The organism is Pseudobdellovibrio sp. HCB154, assembly GCF_046267985.1.
Taxonomy (GTDB): domain Bacteria; phylum Bdellovibrionota; class Bdellovibrionia; order Bdellovibrionales; family Bdellovibrionaceae; genus Pseudobdellovibrio.
Genome location: NZ_CP176530.1, coordinates 1,081,592 through 1,101,272, shown reverse-complemented (window position 1 = coordinate 1,101,272; position 19,681 = coordinate 1,081,592). Strand labels below are relative to the sequence as shown.

Genomic DNA, 19,681 nt, shown 5'->3' with positions numbered 1-19,681 from the left:
AATCTTAACTAAATAAATAAACATCTATAGGTTAAATTTTAAAAAATTAACCGCAGAAAACAAAAAACCCTTTCAGGATATCCGGAAAGGGTTTTAAAAATAAGTAAAAATTTGGAGCGGGAGACGGGGCTCAAACCCGCGACCTTCGCCTTGGCAAGGCGACGCTCTATCAACTGAGCTACTCCCGCGTTTAACACGCGTCTGTTCGTGAGGGATCAATCTAATGCCCCAACAGCTTATCGTCAAGCGATAAAATTAATATGGAAATGCCACGAAAATATCTTCGACAAAGGCTTTATATTCAGCAAAATTAAACCCTTCGCCTGCTAATTCGTAGGCAACTTCTGCTGGCATTGAAGCCTGATTTAAATAGCCCGTACTTGTGATTTTCACTGTATCAAACTGCTCATTTGCCGGACGAGAACGATAATCAATCCACGAGTTTACGACGAATAAATCAGCCTGATCTTCTCCCCACCCCGCCATATTCGCGTAGCCATAAAGGTTGAAAAAATGGCCACCCGTACGTTCCCAAATTTGTGTCGCGGGATTAAATTTATACCAACCGATGCCCATCAAAACAGCAGCCTGGTGAGCCACGTAATATTTAATTTCAGATAACCGAAGCACATGCTGAACAGCATCCAAAGGGCTTCCTGCGGGAGCATTAATCGAATGTGGTCCGATCATATAAGCCCACGAGTTATAATTACTTTGTTTGATAAAAGTATCCATGCAGCCGATGGCCTGACGGTAACGAGTGCCTTCGTTTCTATCTGTACTGCAGGTTTGAAAAAAATAACGAACGCGGTCTTTAAATGTATTTTCAATTCCGTCGTTATCCAAATCGGCCACAGCCGGAAGGTTTGCAAAACCTGGATTGCGGTAATTTTTTAAAAACTCAAAAGCATGCGTGATCGCCATGGGTGCACACAGCTGTGAAGTGCCATTATCAGCTAATAAATCCGTAAGCTCATAATCAATCTTCGACATATTAAACGCCGGAGCAAAGAAAGTACCTTCATCGTACTGAGTCTGATTCATTTGAAATTGGGCAAAAACGATTTGCGCAGAAAAAATCAGTGTTAAGAAATAAATAATACGCACGCCTTACTCCTATGAGTTGTTACGAGCGATAACAAATCATAGGAAAAAAAGGCTTTCAACAAAAAAAAGTTTTGGGGCATTATTGAATAAGTTCAATCGGCAAAGCACGGAACAAGGCACTTAACATTTCTGCACCGGCTTCAGGAACTACGCGGTCAGTAACATCGCCCATCGCTTCAGGAGCTACTCTTAACGAACCTGTATATGAACCCAGTGCAATCGCATGTGGACCATACACCGGAACGATATATTCTGTAAGACCTGTATCTGGTGGAAGTACAGACGCCGCACTTTCAACTAAGCCGTCCATCGGTGAAGCTTTGTCATTCCAACGGTAACTTGGCGTTTTTAAAAAACCTTCCCACATACTTAAGTGAGTAACACCTTCTGGGCCTTCAGGAATAGCTGGTAAACTTAACCACTTCATACGTGAAAATGATTGTTTCACCATCTTCGGATCATGGCCTTGCCATGGATTATGCGATAACGAGCCAACACCTTTGATCGTGTCACCTTTACCCGTTAAGTGTAAAAGACCACGAATCATTAAAGGCAGAGGGCGATTGCTGTTCGTTAAAAAATCAGCGACCATCGACGGGCGAATAACTCCACTTAAAGAAACCATTAATCTTACCTTATCACGTTGCTCTTGCGGAAAGTTTTGGCCTTGGTTTAAGAAGAAGGTAATAAAATCAGCTACACCCTTACTGGCCGCAACGAGAATAACTTTTTTAAGTTTTGGTAAACGCTGAGAAAGCATATCGTTTAACATCGCTGAATTATAATCACTTCCTAAATTTGCATCGACCTTTAACATTTCTGCTTGAAATCCTAGATGGCGAATTTGATCTGCAGCTTTTTGAATTAAAGCGGCATTCGCACTTTTCTCTCCACCGATACCTAACACAAGATAAACGCCGATATCTTTGCGTTCTTGTTGCGGAATTGTCGAAAAAGAATCTGGGTAAGTATAACTTATATCAGACGTTGTTTTTAAAATACGTTCTAATAATGCGCCTTGTGAAGCGTCTTTTTTAGCTAACTCCTGAACTAACACATCGCGAGCTACACGCAGCCCGTTTTCTTCAGAAACATAGCGGCTGTAAGCCAGAACATCTAATGTACCTTCAGCGGTATAATGTTCAGGTAATGGAGTAACCACAGGCTTACCGCACTCCCCGCCGCTGACAAAAATATTCCAACACTCACGAACATCTGCCGGAGTATCGCTTTTAAGTTTAACATCAGACCATCTCACGTAAGTGTCTTGCTGGTTCGATTTTCCTGATGGATGTTGTGGAACTCTGAAACGTCTTAAAAAAGTTGAGTTATGATCATACTCCATATAGCGGTTGTATTTAAAATACTTTGCATAGTATTCAGGAACATCACGCCAGTCTGAGCTTTTGCTTTTTCCGGCGAAAGCTGCAGATGTTGCCATTATTGTGATCATAGAAAATGAGGCTAACTTTTTAAGGACCATAAAAAACTCCGTTTAAATTACTTAGTAAATTCTCTCATCAAGACATTGTTAATTTTGATAAGCACTTTTCTTAAACCCGCTAAATCAAGTACGCGGTGGTGAATAGTTTCTTCTGTTTTAATCACGTTTAATTCAGCTTTGATATCTTGCATGCGCGAATACACCTTAGCCATTTTTACTTTCACTTCGTCTTCAATCGCCGCGCGTGAATGACGGGCTTGGCCTTCATCAAGGCGGCCGTTGGCTTGAACGTCTGCATCGTCTAAGTAAGGGTTTAAATCACTTAAGATTTTATCTTGGATTTCAAATAAAGTGCTGCCTTGAGAAAGTGTTTCAACCACTTCACCCATAGCTTCAAAGTACATACGTAATAACTTTTCATCACCGGCGACTTTGCGGTCGATACGGCTTTCGTAGTTATAGATCATTTGTTTTTGTGAATCTTCAGTTCTGTGAAAGTTAGCGCTTGTGAAAAAACCGCTAGCGTGCATTTTTTCTGAGAAAGAATCGTCCATATCCCACGGGCTTACATCAAATACGATTTCACCGGTTTGTGGGTTTGTTTTACCATAGAAGTAAACTTCGTCCGAATAGTCACCGTTTTTAACGATATAGTTAAACGCTAACCATTTAAGATAGTTTTTTAAATTTAAATTTTTCTCTAAGCGGGCGATAAGCTCATCACCACTTAGTTCACGGATAGATTTATGTACACTTTTTAAAGTCGCTTGGTATTGCTCAATTTGAGCTTGTGATAATTCTTTTTTAGCATCTTTAACTTCTAAAGCATCATTATAACGGCGGCGAAAAACGACTTCAGCATCTTGCTCTTTCATTAAGTTATCTGTTTGGTTTTCAGTTAACATATACAGACCTTGTGAAGATCCATTAATTTTAACTTCGGCAAATTGTGTTTTTAAAGAATGAATGCCGATCGCTTTTAATAAAGCGTATCCGATACTGTTTTTGACAAATAAATTATCCATCGCACCCGCAGACATTACGATGTTCTTGGATTTAAGGTCGCCAACTTTAACTTTCTTCTTTTCGCCACCTTCATCTTTTAAGGCATGAATACTGAAGTTTTTGCGGGGAAATTTAATAGAACTTTGCCCGCGTGTTGAGATTTCAACTTGTTCTTCGTCAGTTAATTGACCTGCAGAATAAACTTTCATGTTTACATTAGAAACTTGTGTTTTTTGGTCGGCTTTTAACGTTTCACGAGCGGCCTGATCCATTGTGATTTCAATGCGGTAAGATCCTTTGCCATTAACATGCGACCAAGCTGTTTGTGTGCTTGTGGCGATAAGGCTTAAAAGAACCAGATTTTTGATAATCACTGAATGTTTCATTTTGATACACCTTTGCTAATTAAAGTTGATGTAGAATGAAATCCAAAAAAAAAGCCAGCTTGTGCTGGCCTTATATTGATTTATGTCAGGATTGTGTTGGTAAACTTTTTGACAACGTATTGATGTTTAATCAGCGGGGGCAAATTTCAATCGTCGTGTTAACAGCTACTAATGAGAAAATCTCTTCGATTTCTTTGTCTGTGACAGCTACACAGCCTTGTGTCCAATTTAACTGTGGGTGTGTTTGCGAAAGCGCGTAACGCTGCAATTCTTTATTATCTGCAACTGGAAAACCGTGAATCATGATATCACCACCAGGATTTACACCGCTCGCTTTAGCAAAAGCTTTATCTCGCGCATTCGGATAAGAAACGCGCAGGGCTTTATAATAGGCTGATTGCGCATTTTTCAATTCGACTCTATAAATACCTTCAGGTGTGCGACCATCGCCCATTTGTACTTTGTTACCACCGTAAAAGCCAAAACCGAAAGCCACTTTATACGTTTTGTAAATACGGCCCTGGCTGATCAAATAAAGCTCACGGCTTTTTTTAGAAACAACGATGCGATCAATTTCGTTTCTTTCATCAAGGTGGGCGATTGAGCTTAAATTTTTAAGTTTAGTTTCATCTTTACAGTACTGAGTTCCGGTCAAATCGGCCTGCTTAACTGGGGCTGAAAATGCCAGCGAAGTTGAAAGCATCACAAACGACAAAGACAAAATAGATTTTAAATTTAAAAATTGCATAGGCTTCAAGCATGCACACTCTATTCCCGCTCTAAATTAAATATATTGAATATTACTGTCTAAACATATGACGCTAAGACAATTAGGTGGAGCACTTTGCGCGGTCAGACATCCTGTAAGTGCTTGTCTTTTTACAGTATTTTAATAGGCTTTATCTTATTTATCTACACAGTAGAGAGGAATATTTTATGATGGGAGAATTTAAAAAGTTTATCGCGCAAGGCAACGTAATGGATTTAGCTGTCGGTGTGATCATCGGGGCTGCCTTCGGTAAAATCGTTAATTCGTTAGTAAACGATATCTTAATGCCGTTAATCGGTCTTTTAATGAAAGGCGTAAACGTGGCTCAGCAATTTATCGCTTTAGATGGTAACACTTATCTAACAATCGAAGAGGCCAAATCAAAAGGCGCTGCTGTATTAGCTTACGGTAACTTCTTACAAGGTATTATCGACTTTTTAATTATTGCGTTTGTATTATTTATTATTGTTAAGCAGGCTAACAAGCTTAAAGCTCAAGCCCCTGCTGAAGTGAAGTAATTAGACAGCGATTTTTTTAAGCCACTGGTTCAGCTCTAACACGCGATCCGGTGTCATATCCAAGGGAGTAAAATAATATAAATTACTCTCTTTGCGATCGAACTTAATATCAATGACTAAATTTTTAGTGAATGCAATTTGCACCGTTTTGTTTTCAATAGACTCCGGTGCTTTTTCAAAACAGTTCACGATCAACTGATGGCTTGTTAGAGTCATCAGTCTTCCCCAAGGGCGATCTGCTCCGAAACTAAAAAAGATCTTCTTATACGATTTAAGATTTAAAATTTTTTCAACCGGACGACTGCCGCCACCAAGCACGAAATCACTGCCTGAGTTGACTGGCATTGCAGGCTCAATTGGTTTAGCTTCGGGTACAACGGCTTTAGCCACTAATGGTGTAGGTTCTGGGGTTGTTTTTGGCTTTGGTTTAAGCGCTGCTGCACGGGCCATCGCTTCAGCCATTAGCTCTTCTTTAGATTTAATACGCCAAACTAATTGATCGGCGATAAATAAAAACACGGAAAGATTAACAGCAAATGCTCCCCACCCGAGTGAGCCCTGCCATTCTTTTGATTTGTAATTGATAATTTGTAAAACCAGATGCGTTCCAACTAAGGCTAAGACCGCTTTCCACGCTTTGGTTGAACCACTTAACATGATACAGCCGATAATGATACTTCCTACAGCCAAAACATAGTTCGCGATAGATCCGCTCATTAAATAAGATGAAATGCTGATGTATCTCCAAGAGATACCCGATTTAGAATTTAAAACTAAAAATTGAATAAGGATATTTACAAACGGAGCAACGATCAGTCCCAGACCGAATAATTGGATAACCCATTTACGTTCTAGAAATCTGGTAACAATGATCATACATTAAACCACTTTTGAGGATTCGTCTTTAGTTGCTTTATCTTGCGTGGGTTCGTCTTTAAAGTTCATTTGAACGATCACATCATCATCAGTCGCTTGATTTTCTGGATTTACTGATTCAGTTTTCGCTTCAACTTTTACTTCTTCTGTTTTTACTTCTTCGGCTTTTGCTTCAGCTTCAACTTCAGCTTTAACCTGAGACTCTAAAGCTTTTGAATGCTCAGCTTCAATAGCCGCTGTTTCTTTTTGTTCAGTGACTACGGCATCAACGGCTTGTTGCACGTCAGCTTGTGCTGCAGCCTCAACGGTTGCTGTTGTTTGCGCAGCTGCGGCAGCAGCTTCTTCGATTTTCTTAGCAGCAGCTTGGCGAGCCACGGCAAGCTTAGCTTCTAACTCAGCCTCTTGCATTTGCTGCATGTGTTGCACTAAGTGTTTATTCTTACGAGTTTCAATCGAGTAAGTGGCAGCAACAACTAAACAGATCGCTAGCGGATCGAATACCGATACGAAAATTAAGATTAAGTACTGAACCACTTTATCAATCGGAATATTAAAGTTACGAGAAATGTAGATTAACGGTCCTACTTTTTTCTTAACTTCTAAGATATTTAAGTTTGATTCGGTAATTGTTTTTTCGTTATCAGCGTACTTTTTATTTAATTCTAAAATGCGAGGCTCAATCGCTTGACGTGCCGCTAACCTTTTTGAAATACGCTCTTCAGGAATTTCTTCAACAGAGTAGTTTAAACGTTCAATTTCTGTTGTAATCATTTCTTGTTGTTTTTTTACGTTCTCTAATTTGATAGTTTCACCTTCTAACACTGTAGAAGCTGATTGATAGGCATCAGATAAAAATCCGAATACACCGATTGACGTGATCGCTGATAAAGTAATAACCGCGAACGTCATATAAATTTTAAATGCAACGTTGATATTTTTCCAAGTTTGGTGAAGATAAGCCGCTAAAACGAACTTAGCGAACTCTAAAGATCCGGCCATCAAGCAAACAGCAACTAAGGCTCCGCTAAATAAAGCGCCGATCCCGATAATAGAGAAATAAGCACCCAATGTTGAAACGAGCGCAGCTGCAATCACAAGTCCGATGGTTATCCATAGTGAAACGATCATGCATTAATTATCGTGATTTTAAGTGTTTTATTAAACGAGCCCTAGGTCTTGAACAGGGCTCGAAATATCAAATCTAGACAGTCTAAATGACTTAAATGTTAAGAAGCAGGCTGGCCTTAAGGACGCCTGCGGCGAATTAACCTTTAAAAGCGATGTTTTCTAAATTCAACAAATGGCGCTTGAATGGTAATCCACCCGAGTAGCCACCCAATGTTCCATCGGCTGCAATCACACGGTGGCAAGGAATAATAATACAAAAATTATTACGGCCATTGGCGGTTCCCACTGCGCGCACGGCTTTTGGATTTTCAATGTTTTCGGCTAACTCTTTGTAAGACACTGATTTGCCGAATGGAATTTGCTGTAACTGACTCCACACCTGTTTTTGAAATGGCGTACCCACGATCTCAAGTTTAACTGAAAACGTTTTTCTTTTTCCAGCTAAGTATTCACGAATTTCTGCTTCAGCTTGTGCTAAATATTTTTTAGCTTCACCCGCTTCAGCTAATGATTTAACCATTGGTGATTTTTGTTTTTCAGTCAGACAGCTGCGAAGACCTGTTGCCGAAGCTTCAAGGTAAATATCGCCAACTTCAGATTCGAATTTATATTGAATAACGTCTGCTTTCATTATTTCACCAACTTTGTTTCTAGCCATTGACGAGAAGTTTCGGCTAACTCTTCCCAACCACGCGCTACCATTAAACAGTGGTCACGGCCTTGAGCTAAGTAAAACTCTGTGTATCCCGGAGTATCATAGTATTTTTGAAAGTTCGCGTAAGTTAATTTTGCCGGAATGATATGGTCTTCAGTTCCTGCAACTAACAATAACGGCCCACGCGCATTGTCGTAATTGAGCGAACCTGCTTTAGTTAATGGACCACGCCCTACACTTTTTGATTCAGGAACAGCGTAAGTTTCAAAAATTCTTTTTTGTTCAGATTCATTCTGCGCATTACAAAAAGCGTAATTAAAACTATCTTGATCTTGCACCAGAGGGCTTGAACTAAACGGATTTAAGATCGGCCAATTTGTACGTGTGAAAGACCAGCTGACAACAAATGTCCAACGTGGCGGAGCTGAATCAAGTACTACGGCTGCTGAAGCTAAGTTTTCGCTTAATAAAATTTGCGCCACTAGCCCACCCATTGAATGGCCAATAAGGATTGGTTTTACTGGTTTGTCGCGCAAAATAGCACGGTAATGATTTAATACGTCTTCTAAAGAAATTTCAGCTAAGGCCTCAAAGTTTTTCTTATCGCGCATTTCGGCCACAGGCTTATCATGTTGCGGCCATGCTGGAGCTGAAGTTTTATAACCGTGTAATGTGAAGTACTTCTGCCATTCTGTCCAATTATCCGACGTCATGAACATACCGTGAATAAACATCACTTCTTTAGGGTTAGTGACAGAGCCTTTAGCATTCGCTGAAAAAACTTCTTTCTGTGGTAAAGACGAACAACCTACAACAAGTAAGAAAAAAGCAGATAACAAAGAAACCTTAGCAAACCCTTTAGTCATGATATGACTCCTTTTTAAGCGAATAATCTAACTCTAGACCCGAATTGTTTTTGAGTAAAAGAGATTTTTTCGCTATGAGTGTGAGAGATGGCAAAAGCACTTGATGAATTACAATGGATTGAAGATCTGCTTCCTGAAAGCTTTAACCGCCGCGCTATGTTCGGCGGATTTGCCTATTATGACGGCCCTTTTTTAAAACTGGTGCTTTTTGAGGGCGGTTCTGAAAAGTGGGACGGCTGTATGTTTCCTGCAGAAAAAGAACACCATGAAAAGCTTCTTTCGCAATTTCCATTTTTAGTGAATCATTCAGTTCTACCAAAGTGGCTTTACCTTTCGTTAAATGATGAAAATTTTGAAGACCATGCTAAAAAAGTCGTGCGCGAGTTGGCTCGCCCGGGAACTTTGTGGGGTACAATCCCCGATCGTAAGAAAAAGGCCGATCAAAAAGCCACCGGCAAAGTTAAAAAAGCAAAGCCTGAAAAAATCGAAAAAGTTTCAGCTGAAGATATGCGAAAACCACGCATGTTCCGCGATGAGTCTTTAGCCGAGAAAATGGATAAATTAAAAACGATCCAAGACTTTAAAAATTTTGGACCAGCGACAGAAAAAATTTTTCTACAAGCGAAGATCAAAACACCAGCGCAATTTATCGCTCTAGGATGGAAAAAAACTTTTGCCAAGTTAGTTGAAGTTAATCCTAAGCATAACCATTCACTTTTTGCTTACGCGATCATCGGAGCATTAGAAAATATTGAATGGAATGCCATTAGCGAAGATTTAAAAAAAGAAGCGCAAGTTTTTGCCAAAGAACTGCGTGATAAAGTAAAGAAAAAATCAAAAGTTCGTAAATAGATAAAGCGCCGCTAAACCAAAAACAATCGTGGCCAATGTCGAACGAGTCACTGCACACAAGATTGTCGCTAAAACTAAAACAACCACGCGCTCTCTGCCAAAAACCCAGTCCACTGAGCCCTTATGAAAAAACACGGCAGGCGCAACAAAAGCTGGTAAAATCGCAGCTGGAATAAACGTAAACAATTCTTTAAGGCGATCAGAAATTTTAACTTTCGCAGATAAAGCGATAATCGAGCCGCGAATCGCTAACGTTCCAATCGCCAGTAATAAAACATTCACCCAGTAATAAGCTTGAGGAATCATACATTCCCCTTTTTACGCGTTAGAAAATACGCCAGCGCAATGCCTAAAAGAGCTGTGGCCATTAAACCCGTACGATAAGGTAAATCGTTTAATAAAAGTGATACCACCGAAGAAAACACAGCGACTAAAATATATTTTTTATTTTTAAGTGTGGGAATTAACAACGCCACAAAACTTAAAGGAATCGCGTAATCTAAAGAAATCGACTTCGGCGCGAAATTTCCGAAAATATATCCGGCAATCACCGAGGCGTGCCAGGTGATTAACATACACACGCACGAGCCTATGTAAAACTCAACGGCCTCATGATTGGTGCGAAACTTATCTTGTTCCGCTGACATCACCGCGTAACTTTGATCAGTCACACAAAAAGCACTAAAAAGTTTTTTAGTAAAAGGCTCTTGTTGAACCACCGGAGATAAGGCCGCACTGTAAAGTAAAAAGCGTAAATTAATAATTAAGCCTGTAGCGACCACAACCCAAATCGCCGCTTGGTATTTCATAAGTTCAACCGCTGCGATTTGTGAAGCACCGGCAAAAACAATCGCATTCATTGAAACTGTTTGAAAGAAACTCATGTGCGCATCAGCGCTGACTGTTCCCATAACCGCACCGAACGGAATAATTCCTGGCGCAATCGGAAGCATACTTTTAAACCCGCGACGAAACTGACTCATGGCATATGATTGTAAATGACTTTAAACCGAGTGCACAAGCAGGACTTACTCTAAACAAAATGTGTGTTAACAGCAAATTCTTGCGTTTTCATTTAACTTACAATAACTTAAGTGTTGTTAGGGAGTAGTCACTTATTCTTACGAATAAGAGCTGTGTCGACATACTGGGTATAACCCCCGGCACAGTTGGGTAGAAAAAACTGCAGTACAGTTTAACTTTCTCGACGAGACTGACATAGGTGTTAATTAACGCCCGTGTCGTCTTATGCTTTAGACCTCACGGCTATTTTTTGTGAGGAACTTCATGGAAGCCATTATCAATTCAACAATTTTAGTTTTTATCAGCGAAATGGGAGACAAAACCCAACTGCTCGCTTTAGTTTTAGCGGCTCGCTTTAAAAAACCAATTCCCATCTTACTCGGTATTTTTATCGCTACCTTAGCGAATCACTTTTTAGCAAGTTATGTCGGTGTCTTTATCACGCAATACTTTTCACCAACGATGTTACGCTTAATCTTAGCCACTACATTCATTGGATTTGGTTTGTGGATTTTAATTCCTGATAAAGATGAAGGCTTAAATGAAAACTACAAATGGGGCGCCTTTGTAACTACCCTGATCGCTTTTTTTATGGCCGAGATGGGAGACAAAACTCAGCTAGCCACTGTCGCTCTAGGCGCCAGATACGCCTCAACGACAGCGGTTACATTCGGAACTACATTGGGCATGTTATTAGCCAATGCTCCCGTCGTGTTTTTTGGTAAGTGGTTCACAGATCGTATTCCGATGAAATGGGTACACCGTATTGCCAGTGTACTCTTTATTGGTTTCGGAATCGCCTGCGCCTTCGTTTAATTACTGAGAAAGCCACAGTGGCGCAGACGTTGCGCAGGTTTCAGAGGTTTGGCCTTGCACACTTTGTTTGACAAGAAATGTGTTGGCTAAATCTTCTGAAGTTAAATCACTGATTGTACTTGAGTGAGCACTCACAACCCACAATTCAAGGCAACTCTGAGGTTTTGTTCTGTTATCATTATCAATCAGATCAATGGCTGCTAGCTTTCCTTTAGCTACAACTAAATGGTTAGCATTCGGTGACCACGCTGGAAAATGCTCTTCACTTTTTGATGTGGTAATTTGACGAAGAGTTTCAGAAGATAAATTAAGAATCCAAATATGCGAACCAGATCCTGACTTCATTCCAAAAGCTAAGTTAGCGCCATCAGGACTTACCGCTAATGAACTTAAAGTTCCTGCCATTTGACGATAGACTTTAAAAGTTTTTAAGTCAGCATCCATAATATAAATCGTTCCAAAACGTGAAAAGATCACGCGGCCATCAGGTAGCCAATCATAACTTGATACGTTTGTTCGTAGGTTTGTCACAACCTGGCCGTTTAAGTTATAAATTTTTGTGTCTCCAGCAATTCCACCGATTAAAACAAATTCTCCGTTGCGTGAAAGCTTCGGAGTGCCATCTGGATTTTCAGGAATCGCAATGCGAGTCACAGGTTCTTTATTTCTACCCATAATTAAAATTTCTGGGTAGCTTCGTGAACGTTTCACGGTCACAAAACGATCACCGCCGATCGAGGCTGAAGTCATTTTAGGGCCGCTAGCTAAAAAATTTTCACTTTGCCCGCTGTGCATATCAAGGCGCTGGTAGCTTTCTTTATTATCAAAATAAATAGCCCCGCTAAGTCCAGAGTTGAAGCCAGCCGTGACAACTTCTTCCGGTTCTTCTTTTTTGTTTTTAATTGGACCACAACCTGTGGCTAAAAAAACTAAAGCTAACGCCCCGATTAAAACTTTACGACCCATGTTGCCCCCTATTGGACAGTTTTGTTTAAAAACACTGTGGCATTTCAAAAGAAGTGCCATATAATATTTTGTATGTTCCAACACAAATTAGAAGATCAGGTCAGCCGCAAAACATACATCGATTGGTTCATTCTTAGCTTTTTAGCCGGAAGCATTAATACCGGCGGCTTCTTAGCCAGCCACCGTTTTGTTTCGCACGTCACAGGCTACGCCACTTTAGCAGGAATTTCTTTTGAACAAATGGATTGGTACGGCTTTGCCATGACCTTAATTATTCCCGCAGCTTTTATGGCGGGCGTGATGTTTTCAGCCTACTTAACCGAAAAGCAGTTCGCGCATTACCGCCACGGGCAGAAATATGCCCCGGTCATGCAGATCGTAGCTTTTCTTTTATTAGTTGTCGCTTTAGGTGGTTTTTTTGGATTCTTCGGTGAGTTCGGCGCCAACACTGATCTTAAAAATGATTATCTGTTATCAGCTATTCTGTGCATGGCTTGCGGTTTACAAAATGGCGCTATCACGATGTCATCAGGGGCCACTGTTCGCACCACTCATTTAACAGGACTTACCACTGATTTAGGATTAGGTTTAGTGCGCGCTGAAATCACAGCTAAAAATCCGGAACAAAAACAAAAAGAACGCCGCTCAAATAAATTACGCATGGGCACCGTCGCTTCGTTCACAGCTGGTGCAATTATTGGAGCTTTTGCTTTTATTAATTTTAAATTTGCCGGGTTTTTATTACCTGCTTCAATAGCTTTATATTTTTCTTACGTCGCAAGAACAACTCAAAGCGAATAATCTATTTTATTAAACTTTTTGGAAGAACAATTACAAAACGTGTATGTGAGCTTTGTTCATCTAAACTCAGGGCGCCGCCGTGATCCATCACAATACCTCGAGAAATACTTAAGCCAAGCCCTGTTCCTTTACCAACATCTTTTGTTGTGAAAAAAGGTTGTGCCAGTTTAGAGCGAAGAGCGGGAGCAATTCCCTGCCCGCTATCTGTCACACTCAGCTCAATTTGCTCACCTAAATCCAATACTTCAATTTTGATCCACTTTGGATTTAATGTCTCGATAGCATCAAATGAATTGTTCAATAAATTTAAAAGTACCTGCTCGATCTGAGTGGAGCGGCAAGAGAGAAACAAGGATTGTTCAGGCATGTTTACCTGAAGATCAACCCCACTGCGGCGAAACTTTTCACTGCAAAGATCAAGCGTGTCTTCGACAATAGATTTTATATCTGTGGTTTGAAAAGGATCTGAAGCTCCATCCCGCGCAAAGGCCCGAAGACCTGTGATAATTTTTGCGATTCGACTCGTGGTTCTTTCAATGATAACACAAGCATCTTCAACCACCTGACGGGCTGATGCCGTAAACTCTGAGGCCTGGGCGGCTTCTTTCAACAATTCGACTTTTAAAGCAATAACAGCTAACGGCGTATTGATTTCGTGCGCAATTCCACCCGCCATTTCTCCTAGAGATGACATTTTCGAAGTTAAAATCAAAAGCTCCTGCTGTTTGACAATTTGAGTTTTAGCTTCAAGTAAAGAAGCTGCCATTTTGTTGATAGCCTGGGACAGCGTCGAAACTTCATCACTGCCTTTTGTGGTTAGCGAAATGTTAAAATCGCCAGATGAAATTCTTTGTGCCGCTTTTTCAATGCCAGCTAATCTTCGACCGATCGAACGCGAAATAATTGTTGATAACAATAACGATAAAAGAACCGAAGCGCCGGCTGAAAATAACAGAATTCTTTGCAGCCAGTTAATACTTTGTTCTAATTTTTTTGATTCTAAAGCACTGACTTGCGCTTCTTTGTTAATAATGGCCGTAATCTTTTCAATAAAGCCTTTGTGAAATTTATTTTCACGCGCATCGATAAGCACGGCTTGTGCCTCTTTTGTTTTACCACTTTTAAAAAGCGCTACCCCATGATCGAGACTATTTTGAAGGTTTGTATAAGAATTAACAATATCGTCTAAATCGGCCCGATAGATGGCATCGACGGTTCCCGACTCGGTGAGAGTTTTCTCTAGAATAACGATTTTTTTTAAGACTTCTTCTTTGCCTTGGTTGATACGTTCTTCGTGTTTTTCAATTCCAGAAACGTATAAAACATCAAATGTTTCTAAAAGCTGATTTCTAACCTGGGCCCGTAAATAAGTGGCTGATAAAAGACGGCCCTCAACAGCCAGTGAACGATCACGAAAATACGAAACATTTGTCGTCGCTTTATAGGCAACTGCACCCACTAGAAGCACGAATAAAACAATGGCGAACAGGCAATAAAATATCTTCCACTGAATCTTCATTGCAGAGCCCTTTCTCTGCAATATGTTAAACTTACTTTAGTTTTTAAGTCAACTTACGACGTTTAAAGGCGATTTAACTTTTTTCAACTTTTGTTAAAAGACCGATCGTTATTAAAATACAAACTGTTCCGATCCAATCAAAAATACCAAAAGAAACTTTAAGCCACACTACAGCTACAGCTGCGGCAGACAACGGTTCAATGCACGCTAGAAGACTTGCCGTTGTGGCGCCGACCATTTTGACTGAGCGCAAATATAAATAAAATGGTAACGCTGTTCCAAAAAGCACAATCGCGCCCGTGAAAATAAACGCTGTACCATTCCAAATTCCTGGAACATCCCATGGTGTGTAGATAAAGCTTAATGAAATACCACCGACCAACATTCCCCAACCAACGACAATCGCTGCATTATGGCGGTTCATCAAATTAATCGGAAGAACTGAATACACCGCCAGTGCAACTGCTGAAGCGATCCCCCACCAAAAAGCTTGTGGCGTCACCGAAAGCGTTTCGAGGCTTCCATGCGTGACAATCAAAAAGGTTCCTAATAACGCAAAGGCAATCGCTATGATTTCTTTAACAACAGGAATTCTTTTTTCAATAAACGAATAGTAAATCGCAATAAATACAGGCCCCAGATACTGAAGAATCGTTGCCGTAGCGGCATTCGAATGTTTGATGGTTACAAAATAAGTGTATTGAACGGTGAGCATTCCAAAAATACCGAAAGCGATAATTCTAACACGGTCTTTTTTATCTTTCCAGGGAGCAAACACAGCCTTTGAATTTTGCATCAGTGGAAAAATCAATAACACAGCACTGGCCATCAACATACGAACTGTCACTAACCACTCTGGTGTAACTTCATGATGTTGAAACAGGTATTGTGCTAAGGTGCCTGACACACCCCAAAGAAGCGCTGCTGTTAAGGCAAATACGTATCCGATAACCATAGAGTTACTCTAACCGCTTTTCGTAAGCACGACAATGGTCTACTCCAACAATTACTGGACCTAATCACCTTCTGCTTATTTGCTATTATTTAACTATGAAAATTAAAAATACTTTTATTTATGCGTTTTCTGTTTTCTTGGCTTTATCAGCGCATGCTGATGAAAATTATTTAAATAACAAAGCTAAATCAGTCGTTGATTCAATCGATTATTACTTGCGCGCTAAAAAAAATTATCCAAAGCAGGATTCTTCGCGTAATTTGAGAAAAGCCCAGCGAGATGCCTTACAGTTTAATAATACTTTGGTTTACGGAGATAAAGGCACCCCAACTGATCAAAGTATTCGTTTAAATGCAGAAGCTGATATTGATTATTATGCGGATGAATGTGCTCGCAACAAAACGCTGACAACAATCTGCAAAGCTTCAACTGATCAAATAACAGCCTACAAAGCTAAATACAATGCAGACTACAAACCTAAAACACCCGCTTACCCTGAGATTGATTTAGAAAAATACACCTACAGCCTTAATGGCAAAACCTACGATCTAAAGAATAAAAAATATGTGACTGCAGCAGCTGAAACGCCAAAGGCTTCCACGCCTGTTGTAAAAACAACCGTATCGCCGACTGTGACTGTATCGCCAACAGTGGTTGCATCCCCAACTGCGACGACTAATGTATCGGAAGCCAAAGGTTATGAATACACTTGTGAATGGGACACAGCCCTTCCACCAAGAAAATTACTTTATGCTCCTGGTTGCAGCGGCAGCGGTAAAGTTTGCAGTGGTTTTGTGAAATGTACTAAAAATGGTTTTAAAATTAATCGCCTAGCCACTTGCGGTGCTGAATTCTGTACTGATGCCACACCTACTGAATGCGCGAAACAAAGAGGCTACGGTTCAAAAACAGTCACAGCTGACGGAAAAGCCGTACCTCATTCAAAATCTAGCGATCCACAAAGTAATGCTAAAGGAGTTAACTAATGACTTCTAAAATCATCATCGGTTTTTTATTATTCACCACAACAGCTTTCGCAGCTTTAGATGAAAATATTTTTATCCAAGGTAAGATCGGCAACGAAGCTGAGCATACCCGAGTGAAAGTTATTGATAGCCATGGGCAAAAATACTGGCTTCCGAAATCAGTTTTTCCAAAAAAATTTAAATTCGCAGAAGGGGCTATGTTTAATATCGAAGTGCCTGAATCTGTGATCGACAATGTTTTAAGTAAGAAGTAATTAGTTACAGTCGGAGCTGGCGACAACGGCTCCCGCTTCCATCTTAATTTTACATCCCAAAGATTCAGCTTTAGCCTTAGTTTTCATAACAACATTCGAATAAAAATCTCGAGTATCCACCTCAGCTGAATCTTTATAATCATACTGATCTAATTTAGCTGTGTTCTGCATCCATTTATCATCTGGAGTTAGAGTTTGTTTAACCATAATGTTGCAGCTGAGGGTCACTTCAGAGCTGCGACATTTACCCTGATAACGTAAAGTAAATTCTAAGTCTGGCCAAGCTGATTGTGCGAAGGAGTTTGAAGAAACTAAAAGAATAAACATAAGTAAAAACTTATAATTCATGAGCTTCACCCCTATTTGATTCTTATAAATTTACCACGATATCAAACAATGGAATAAAGCTTACTGGGTTCGTCTCAAAAAGAGTCGCTTCTTTTAGTTCTCACACTCTTTGATTTTTTTAAGAAGCACACCCAGTTCAAATGGCTTAGATACCCAACCCGTTGCATGTATATCTTTAGCTCGTTGTTCGCTGTCAGCGGCTGCGGTTACAACAACGATCGGTGTTGAGTTATTATAAGTTTTACGAAATTGGTCGGCAAATTCCCAACCATTCATCACGGGCATTTTCATATCTAAAAGAATTAAATTTGGCTTTGCTGAAGCTTTCAAAACATTTAAAGCCTCAAGTCCATTTTCAGCGGTTAAAACGTCATAGCCTTCAAGCTCTAAAATTTCTTTTAAAGAAGAACGGATATCGCTTTCATCTTCAACGACCATGATGGTTTTCTTCATTTTTCTTCCCCGTGCGGCAGTTTAAAAGTGAAAGTTGTTCCTTGACCCAGTTGGCTTGCAACTTCGATCTTACCCTGATGTAACTCGACCAGCGATTGGCAAATAAATAAACCTAACCCCAGACCGCCAGCCCGATCGACTAACTCTGAAGAACCGCGTGAAAAAATAGTGAATAAATTCGCTTTATGCTCGTCAGGAATTCCTGGGCCGTGATCGGTTACAGCAACACTGACTGAACTTGCTTCATCTTTTAGAGAGATTTCAATAGGTGAATTTTCAGGTGTATATTTACAAGCGTTATCTAGCAAATTAGAAATCACTTGGTAAATTCTGATCGGATCTACATTAATCGTCACTGGTGTGACGTGAGCAAAGATCATCTCGCGTTTTGGAAACCTTAACTTATACTCACTAATGCAATTAGAAATTAATTTAGAAATATCTGTTGCTTCGCGTTTGATTTTAAGTACACCGCGCTCAAGACGAGAAACATCTAAGAGATCGACCACTAAACGCGTAATGCGATCTGTCTGCATCTGAAGCCGCGTTAAAACATCAGCCCCAATGGCTTCGCCTTTTTCAAGTTTCTTCTGCGTCAGCTGCAAGATCAAATTAAACGCCGTCACCGGCGTACGAAGCTCGTGGGCGGCAATATCTAAAAAGCGTGATTTTAATAATATCGCGTTTTTATATTCAGTAATATCTTGATTGATGCCCATCATACGTGTTGTCACACCTTGAGCATTTTTCACTAGCCCCGCACTAGCATTTATATGCTTTACAGTGCCATCGGGCCAGACCACCCTAAACTCTGACTCGAATCTTGCACCAGCTATGGCTTCTTGAAACTCGCGGTAACTGCGCTCTAAATCATCCGGATGAAGACTTTCTTTCCAACCTGTAAAAGAAGGTTGATACGTTTCACGCTTTACACCATAAAGCTCGTACATGCGATCATTCCAACGAAGTGTATCAGCTTCTAAATCTAAATCCCAAACTCCAAGTTTGGCCGAGGTCGTTGCCATAAGTAAACGCTGCTCATTTTCTCTAAGCTCGTCTTCCATGCGTTTACGGTCGGTAATATCAACAATTTGCGAAATAAAATAAAGGGGGTCCCCTTTTTGATTACGCACAAGTGAAACACTTAAATGAGCCCAGACGATTTGTTTAGACTTAGTGAAGTAACGTTTCTCCATGCCGTAGGTTTTTATTTTTCCGTCAAGTAACATCCGCACATAATCCAAATCGCGCGCTAAATCGTCTGGATGAGTAATTTGTTGAAAGGTTAACTGCATCAACTCTGACTTCGTATACCCCAACAAATCACAAACTGATTGGTTAACCTTAATCCAACCGCCTTCAAGGGAAATCAGCGCCATACCTATCGCGGCGTATTCAAAAGCGTTCGTGAAGCGTTCTGCATTTTCACGAGAAATTTCTTTCTCTTTAATGCGCTCACTGATTTCGTTGATGGCTCCTGCGTAAGTGATCTTACCAGTTTGATCTTTTGAGGGATTCGCCTGTGCATTTACCCAAGTTACTTCACCATCAGAATGAAGAAAGCGAAATTCTTCTTGAAATGATATTTGTTTACTAGTCGCTGTCTTCCAAGCATGAGCTATTTTTTCCTGATCTTCGGGGTGAATGAAGTTAAGCCAATTTTTATAAAGAACATCATTCAATGACAGACCAGAAATATCTAACCATTTATTATTAGCGTATGAGCAAACACCAGCCTGATCAGCAAGAAAAATACCTACGGGTACAATTTCCGTTAAGGCTTTAAATTGATCTTTGTCATTCGGCTGCATACGTCATTTATCATGATTGTTTCTAGGCATCGTGACAATGAAATAGCTTAACTTAAAGCAAATTTGGGGCTGAAATACCTAAGGAAAAAGGCCTCTTCGTTAAAGCCTCGTTAAAAAGCTAAAAATTGCTCAAATTTGTTAAA

22 protein-coding genes and 1 tRNA gene are annotated in these 19,681 nt (G+C 40.2%); 6 read left to right on the top strand and 17 right to left on the bottom strand.

The window, feature by feature from the left end:
• Nucleotides 1-112 precede the first annotated feature (112 nt).
• From ACKWCF_RS05480 to ACKWCF_RS05460, 5 genes are all read right to left on the bottom strand, one after another.
• Nucleotides 113-188 (bottom strand) — tRNA-Gly (locus ACKWCF_RS05480).
• Between the two features lie 67 nt (nt 189-255).
• Nucleotides 256-1,107: a hypothetical protein gene (locus tag ACKWCF_RS05475; RefSeq protein ID WP_409479696.1), complete on the bottom strand. Its 852-nt coding sequence runs from the start codon at nt 1,105-1,107 to the stop codon at nt 256-258.
• 79 nt (nt 1,108-1,186) lie between these two features.
• Nucleotides 1,187-2,560 carry a hypothetical protein gene (locus ACKWCF_RS05470; RefSeq protein WP_409479695.1) on the bottom strand — a complete coding sequence of 458 codons (1,374 nt, stop codon included), beginning with the start codon at nt 2,558-2,560 and terminating at the stop codon, nt 1,187-1,189.
• A 47-nt stretch (nt 2,561-2,607) separates the two neighbouring features.
• The gene (locus ACKWCF_RS05465) at nt 2,608-3,942 is read right to left on the bottom strand and encodes a CotH kinase family protein (protein ID WP_409479694.1); all 1,335 of its coding nucleotides are present in this window, start codon (nt 3,940-3,942) and stop codon (nt 2,608-2,610) included.
• A gap of 130 nt (nt 3,943-4,072) precedes the next feature.
• A complete protein-coding gene (locus ACKWCF_RS05460; RefSeq protein ID WP_409479693.1) occupies nt 4,073-4,690 on the bottom strand; it encodes a murein L,D-transpeptidase family protein in 618 nt (205 codons plus the stop codon).
• A 188-nt stretch (nt 4,691-4,878) separates the two neighbouring features.
• Here ACKWCF_RS05460 and mscL point away from each other — a divergent pair, with 188 nt between their 5' ends.
• Entirely contained in the window at nt 4,879-5,229 is a 351-nt protein-coding gene (mscL, locus tag ACKWCF_RS05455; protein ID WP_409479692.1) for a large conductance mechanosensitive channel protein MscL, read from the top strand.
• Here mscL and ACKWCF_RS05450 read toward each other — a convergent pair whose 3' ends face one another.
• From ACKWCF_RS05450 to ACKWCF_RS05435, 4 genes are all read right to left on the bottom strand, one after another.
• Nucleotides 5,230-6,105: a hypothetical protein gene (locus tag ACKWCF_RS05450; protein WP_409479691.1), complete on the bottom strand. Its 876-nt coding sequence runs from the start codon at nt 6,103-6,105 to the stop codon at nt 5,230-5,232.
• Between the two features lie 3 nt (nt 6,106-6,108).
• Nucleotides 6,109-7,233 carry a hypothetical protein gene (locus ACKWCF_RS05445; RefSeq protein WP_409479690.1) on the bottom strand — a complete coding sequence of 375 codons (1,125 nt, stop codon included), beginning with the start codon at nt 7,231-7,233 and terminating at the stop codon, nt 6,109-6,111.
• Nucleotides 7,234-7,369: 136 nt separating this feature from the next.
• A complete protein-coding gene (locus tag ACKWCF_RS05440; protein WP_409479689.1) occupies nt 7,370-7,864 on the bottom strand; it encodes a methylated-DNA--[protein]-cysteine S-methyltransferase in 495 nt (164 codons plus the stop codon).
• Nucleotides 7,864-8,754 carry an alpha/beta hydrolase gene (locus ACKWCF_RS05435; protein ID WP_409479688.1) on the bottom strand — a complete coding sequence of 297 codons (891 nt, stop codon included), beginning with the start codon at nt 8,752-8,754 and terminating at the stop codon, nt 7,864-7,866. Before ACKWCF_RS05435 ends, ACKWCF_RS05440 begins: the two co-directional genes overlap by 1 nt.
• An 87-nt stretch (nt 8,755-8,841) precedes the next feature.
• On the opposite strand from ACKWCF_RS05435, the gene ACKWCF_RS05430 reads away from it, so the two are divergent.
• A complete protein-coding gene (locus ACKWCF_RS05430) occupies nt 8,842-9,606 on the top strand; it encodes a TfoX/Sxy family DNA transformation protein (protein ID WP_409479687.1) in 765 nt (254 codons plus the stop codon).
• Here the strand turns inward: ACKWCF_RS05430 and ACKWCF_RS05425 are convergent.
• Nucleotides 9,589-9,912 carry an AzlD domain-containing protein gene (locus tag ACKWCF_RS05425; protein WP_409479686.1) on the bottom strand — a complete coding sequence of 108 codons (324 nt, stop codon included), beginning with the start codon at nt 9,910-9,912 and terminating at the stop codon, nt 9,589-9,591. The two genes, ACKWCF_RS05430 and ACKWCF_RS05425, sit on opposite strands and share 18 nt — an antisense overlap.
• Nucleotides 9,909-10,589, bottom strand: coding sequence for an AzlC family ABC transporter permease (locus ACKWCF_RS05420; RefSeq protein ID WP_409479685.1), 681 nt, complete (start codon nt 10,587-10,589; stop codon nt 9,909-9,911). The genes ACKWCF_RS05425 and ACKWCF_RS05420 overlap by 4 nt, the downstream gene beginning before the upstream one ends.
• A gap of 304 nt (nt 10,590-10,893) precedes the next feature.
• Between ACKWCF_RS05420 and ACKWCF_RS05415 the strand changes: the two genes are divergently transcribed.
• Nucleotides 10,894-11,445 (top strand): TMEM165/GDT1 family protein, encoded by a 552-nt coding sequence (locus ACKWCF_RS05415; RefSeq protein ID WP_409479684.1) that lies wholly within the window; start codon nt 10,894-10,896, stop codon nt 11,443-11,445.
• Here ACKWCF_RS05415 and ACKWCF_RS05410 read toward each other — a convergent pair whose 3' ends face one another.
• Nucleotides 11,446-12,411 carry a TolB family protein gene (locus ACKWCF_RS05410; protein WP_409479683.1) on the bottom strand — a complete coding sequence of 322 codons (966 nt, stop codon included), beginning with the start codon at nt 12,409-12,411 and terminating at the stop codon, nt 11,446-11,448.
• A gap of 72 nt (nt 12,412-12,483) precedes the next feature.
• On the opposite strand from ACKWCF_RS05410, the gene ACKWCF_RS05405 reads away from it, so the two are divergent.
• On the top strand, nt 12,484-13,212 hold the full coding sequence (locus tag ACKWCF_RS05405; protein WP_409479682.1) for a YoaK family protein: 729 nt from the start codon (nt 12,484-12,486) through the stop codon (nt 13,210-13,212).
• Nucleotide 13,213: 1 nt separating this feature from the next.
• Here ACKWCF_RS05405 and ACKWCF_RS05400 read toward each other — a convergent pair whose 3' ends face one another.
• Together ACKWCF_RS05400 and ACKWCF_RS05395 are read right to left on the bottom strand one after the other, a co-directional pair.
• Nucleotides 13,214-14,731, bottom strand: coding sequence for an ATP-binding protein (locus ACKWCF_RS05400; RefSeq protein ID WP_409479681.1), 1,518 nt, complete (start codon nt 14,729-14,731; stop codon nt 13,214-13,216).
• Nucleotides 14,732-14,804: 73 nt separating this feature from the next.
• Nucleotides 14,805-15,686 carry an EamA family transporter gene (locus ACKWCF_RS05395; protein WP_409479680.1) on the bottom strand — a complete coding sequence of 294 codons (882 nt, stop codon included), beginning with the start codon at nt 15,684-15,686 and terminating at the stop codon, nt 14,805-14,807.
• A gap of 95 nt (nt 15,687-15,781) precedes the next feature.
• Here ACKWCF_RS05395 and ACKWCF_RS05390 point away from each other — a divergent pair, with 95 nt between their 5' ends.
• Nucleotides 15,782-16,672: a hypothetical protein gene (locus tag ACKWCF_RS05390; RefSeq protein ID WP_409479679.1), complete on the top strand. Its 891-nt coding sequence runs from the start codon at nt 15,782-15,784 to the stop codon at nt 16,670-16,672.
• Complete coding sequence (locus ACKWCF_RS05385; RefSeq protein WP_409479678.1) at nt 16,672-16,926, top strand: hypothetical protein; 255 nt, start codon at nt 16,672-16,674, stop codon at nt 16,924-16,926. The genes ACKWCF_RS05390 and ACKWCF_RS05385 overlap by 1 nt, the downstream gene beginning before the upstream one ends.
• Here the strand turns inward: ACKWCF_RS05385 and ACKWCF_RS05380 are convergent, their stop codons facing one another.
• The 3 genes from ACKWCF_RS05380 to ACKWCF_RS05370 form a co-directional block, all read right to left on the bottom strand.
• Nucleotides 16,927-17,274, bottom strand: coding sequence for a hypothetical protein (locus ACKWCF_RS05380; RefSeq protein ID WP_409479677.1), 348 nt, complete (start codon nt 17,272-17,274; stop codon nt 16,927-16,929). It abuts the gene before it with no gap.
• 93 nt (nt 17,275-17,367) lie between these two features.
• Nucleotides 17,368-17,727, bottom strand: coding sequence for a response regulator (locus tag ACKWCF_RS05375; RefSeq protein ID WP_409479676.1), 360 nt, complete (start codon nt 17,725-17,727; stop codon nt 17,368-17,370).
• On the bottom strand, nt 17,724-19,538 hold the full coding sequence (locus ACKWCF_RS05370; RefSeq protein ID WP_409479675.1) for a PAS domain S-box protein: 1,815 nt from the start codon (nt 19,536-19,538) through the stop codon (nt 17,724-17,726). Before ACKWCF_RS05370 ends, ACKWCF_RS05375 begins: the two co-directional genes overlap by 4 nt.
• Nucleotides 19,539-19,681: the final 143 nt, after the last annotated feature.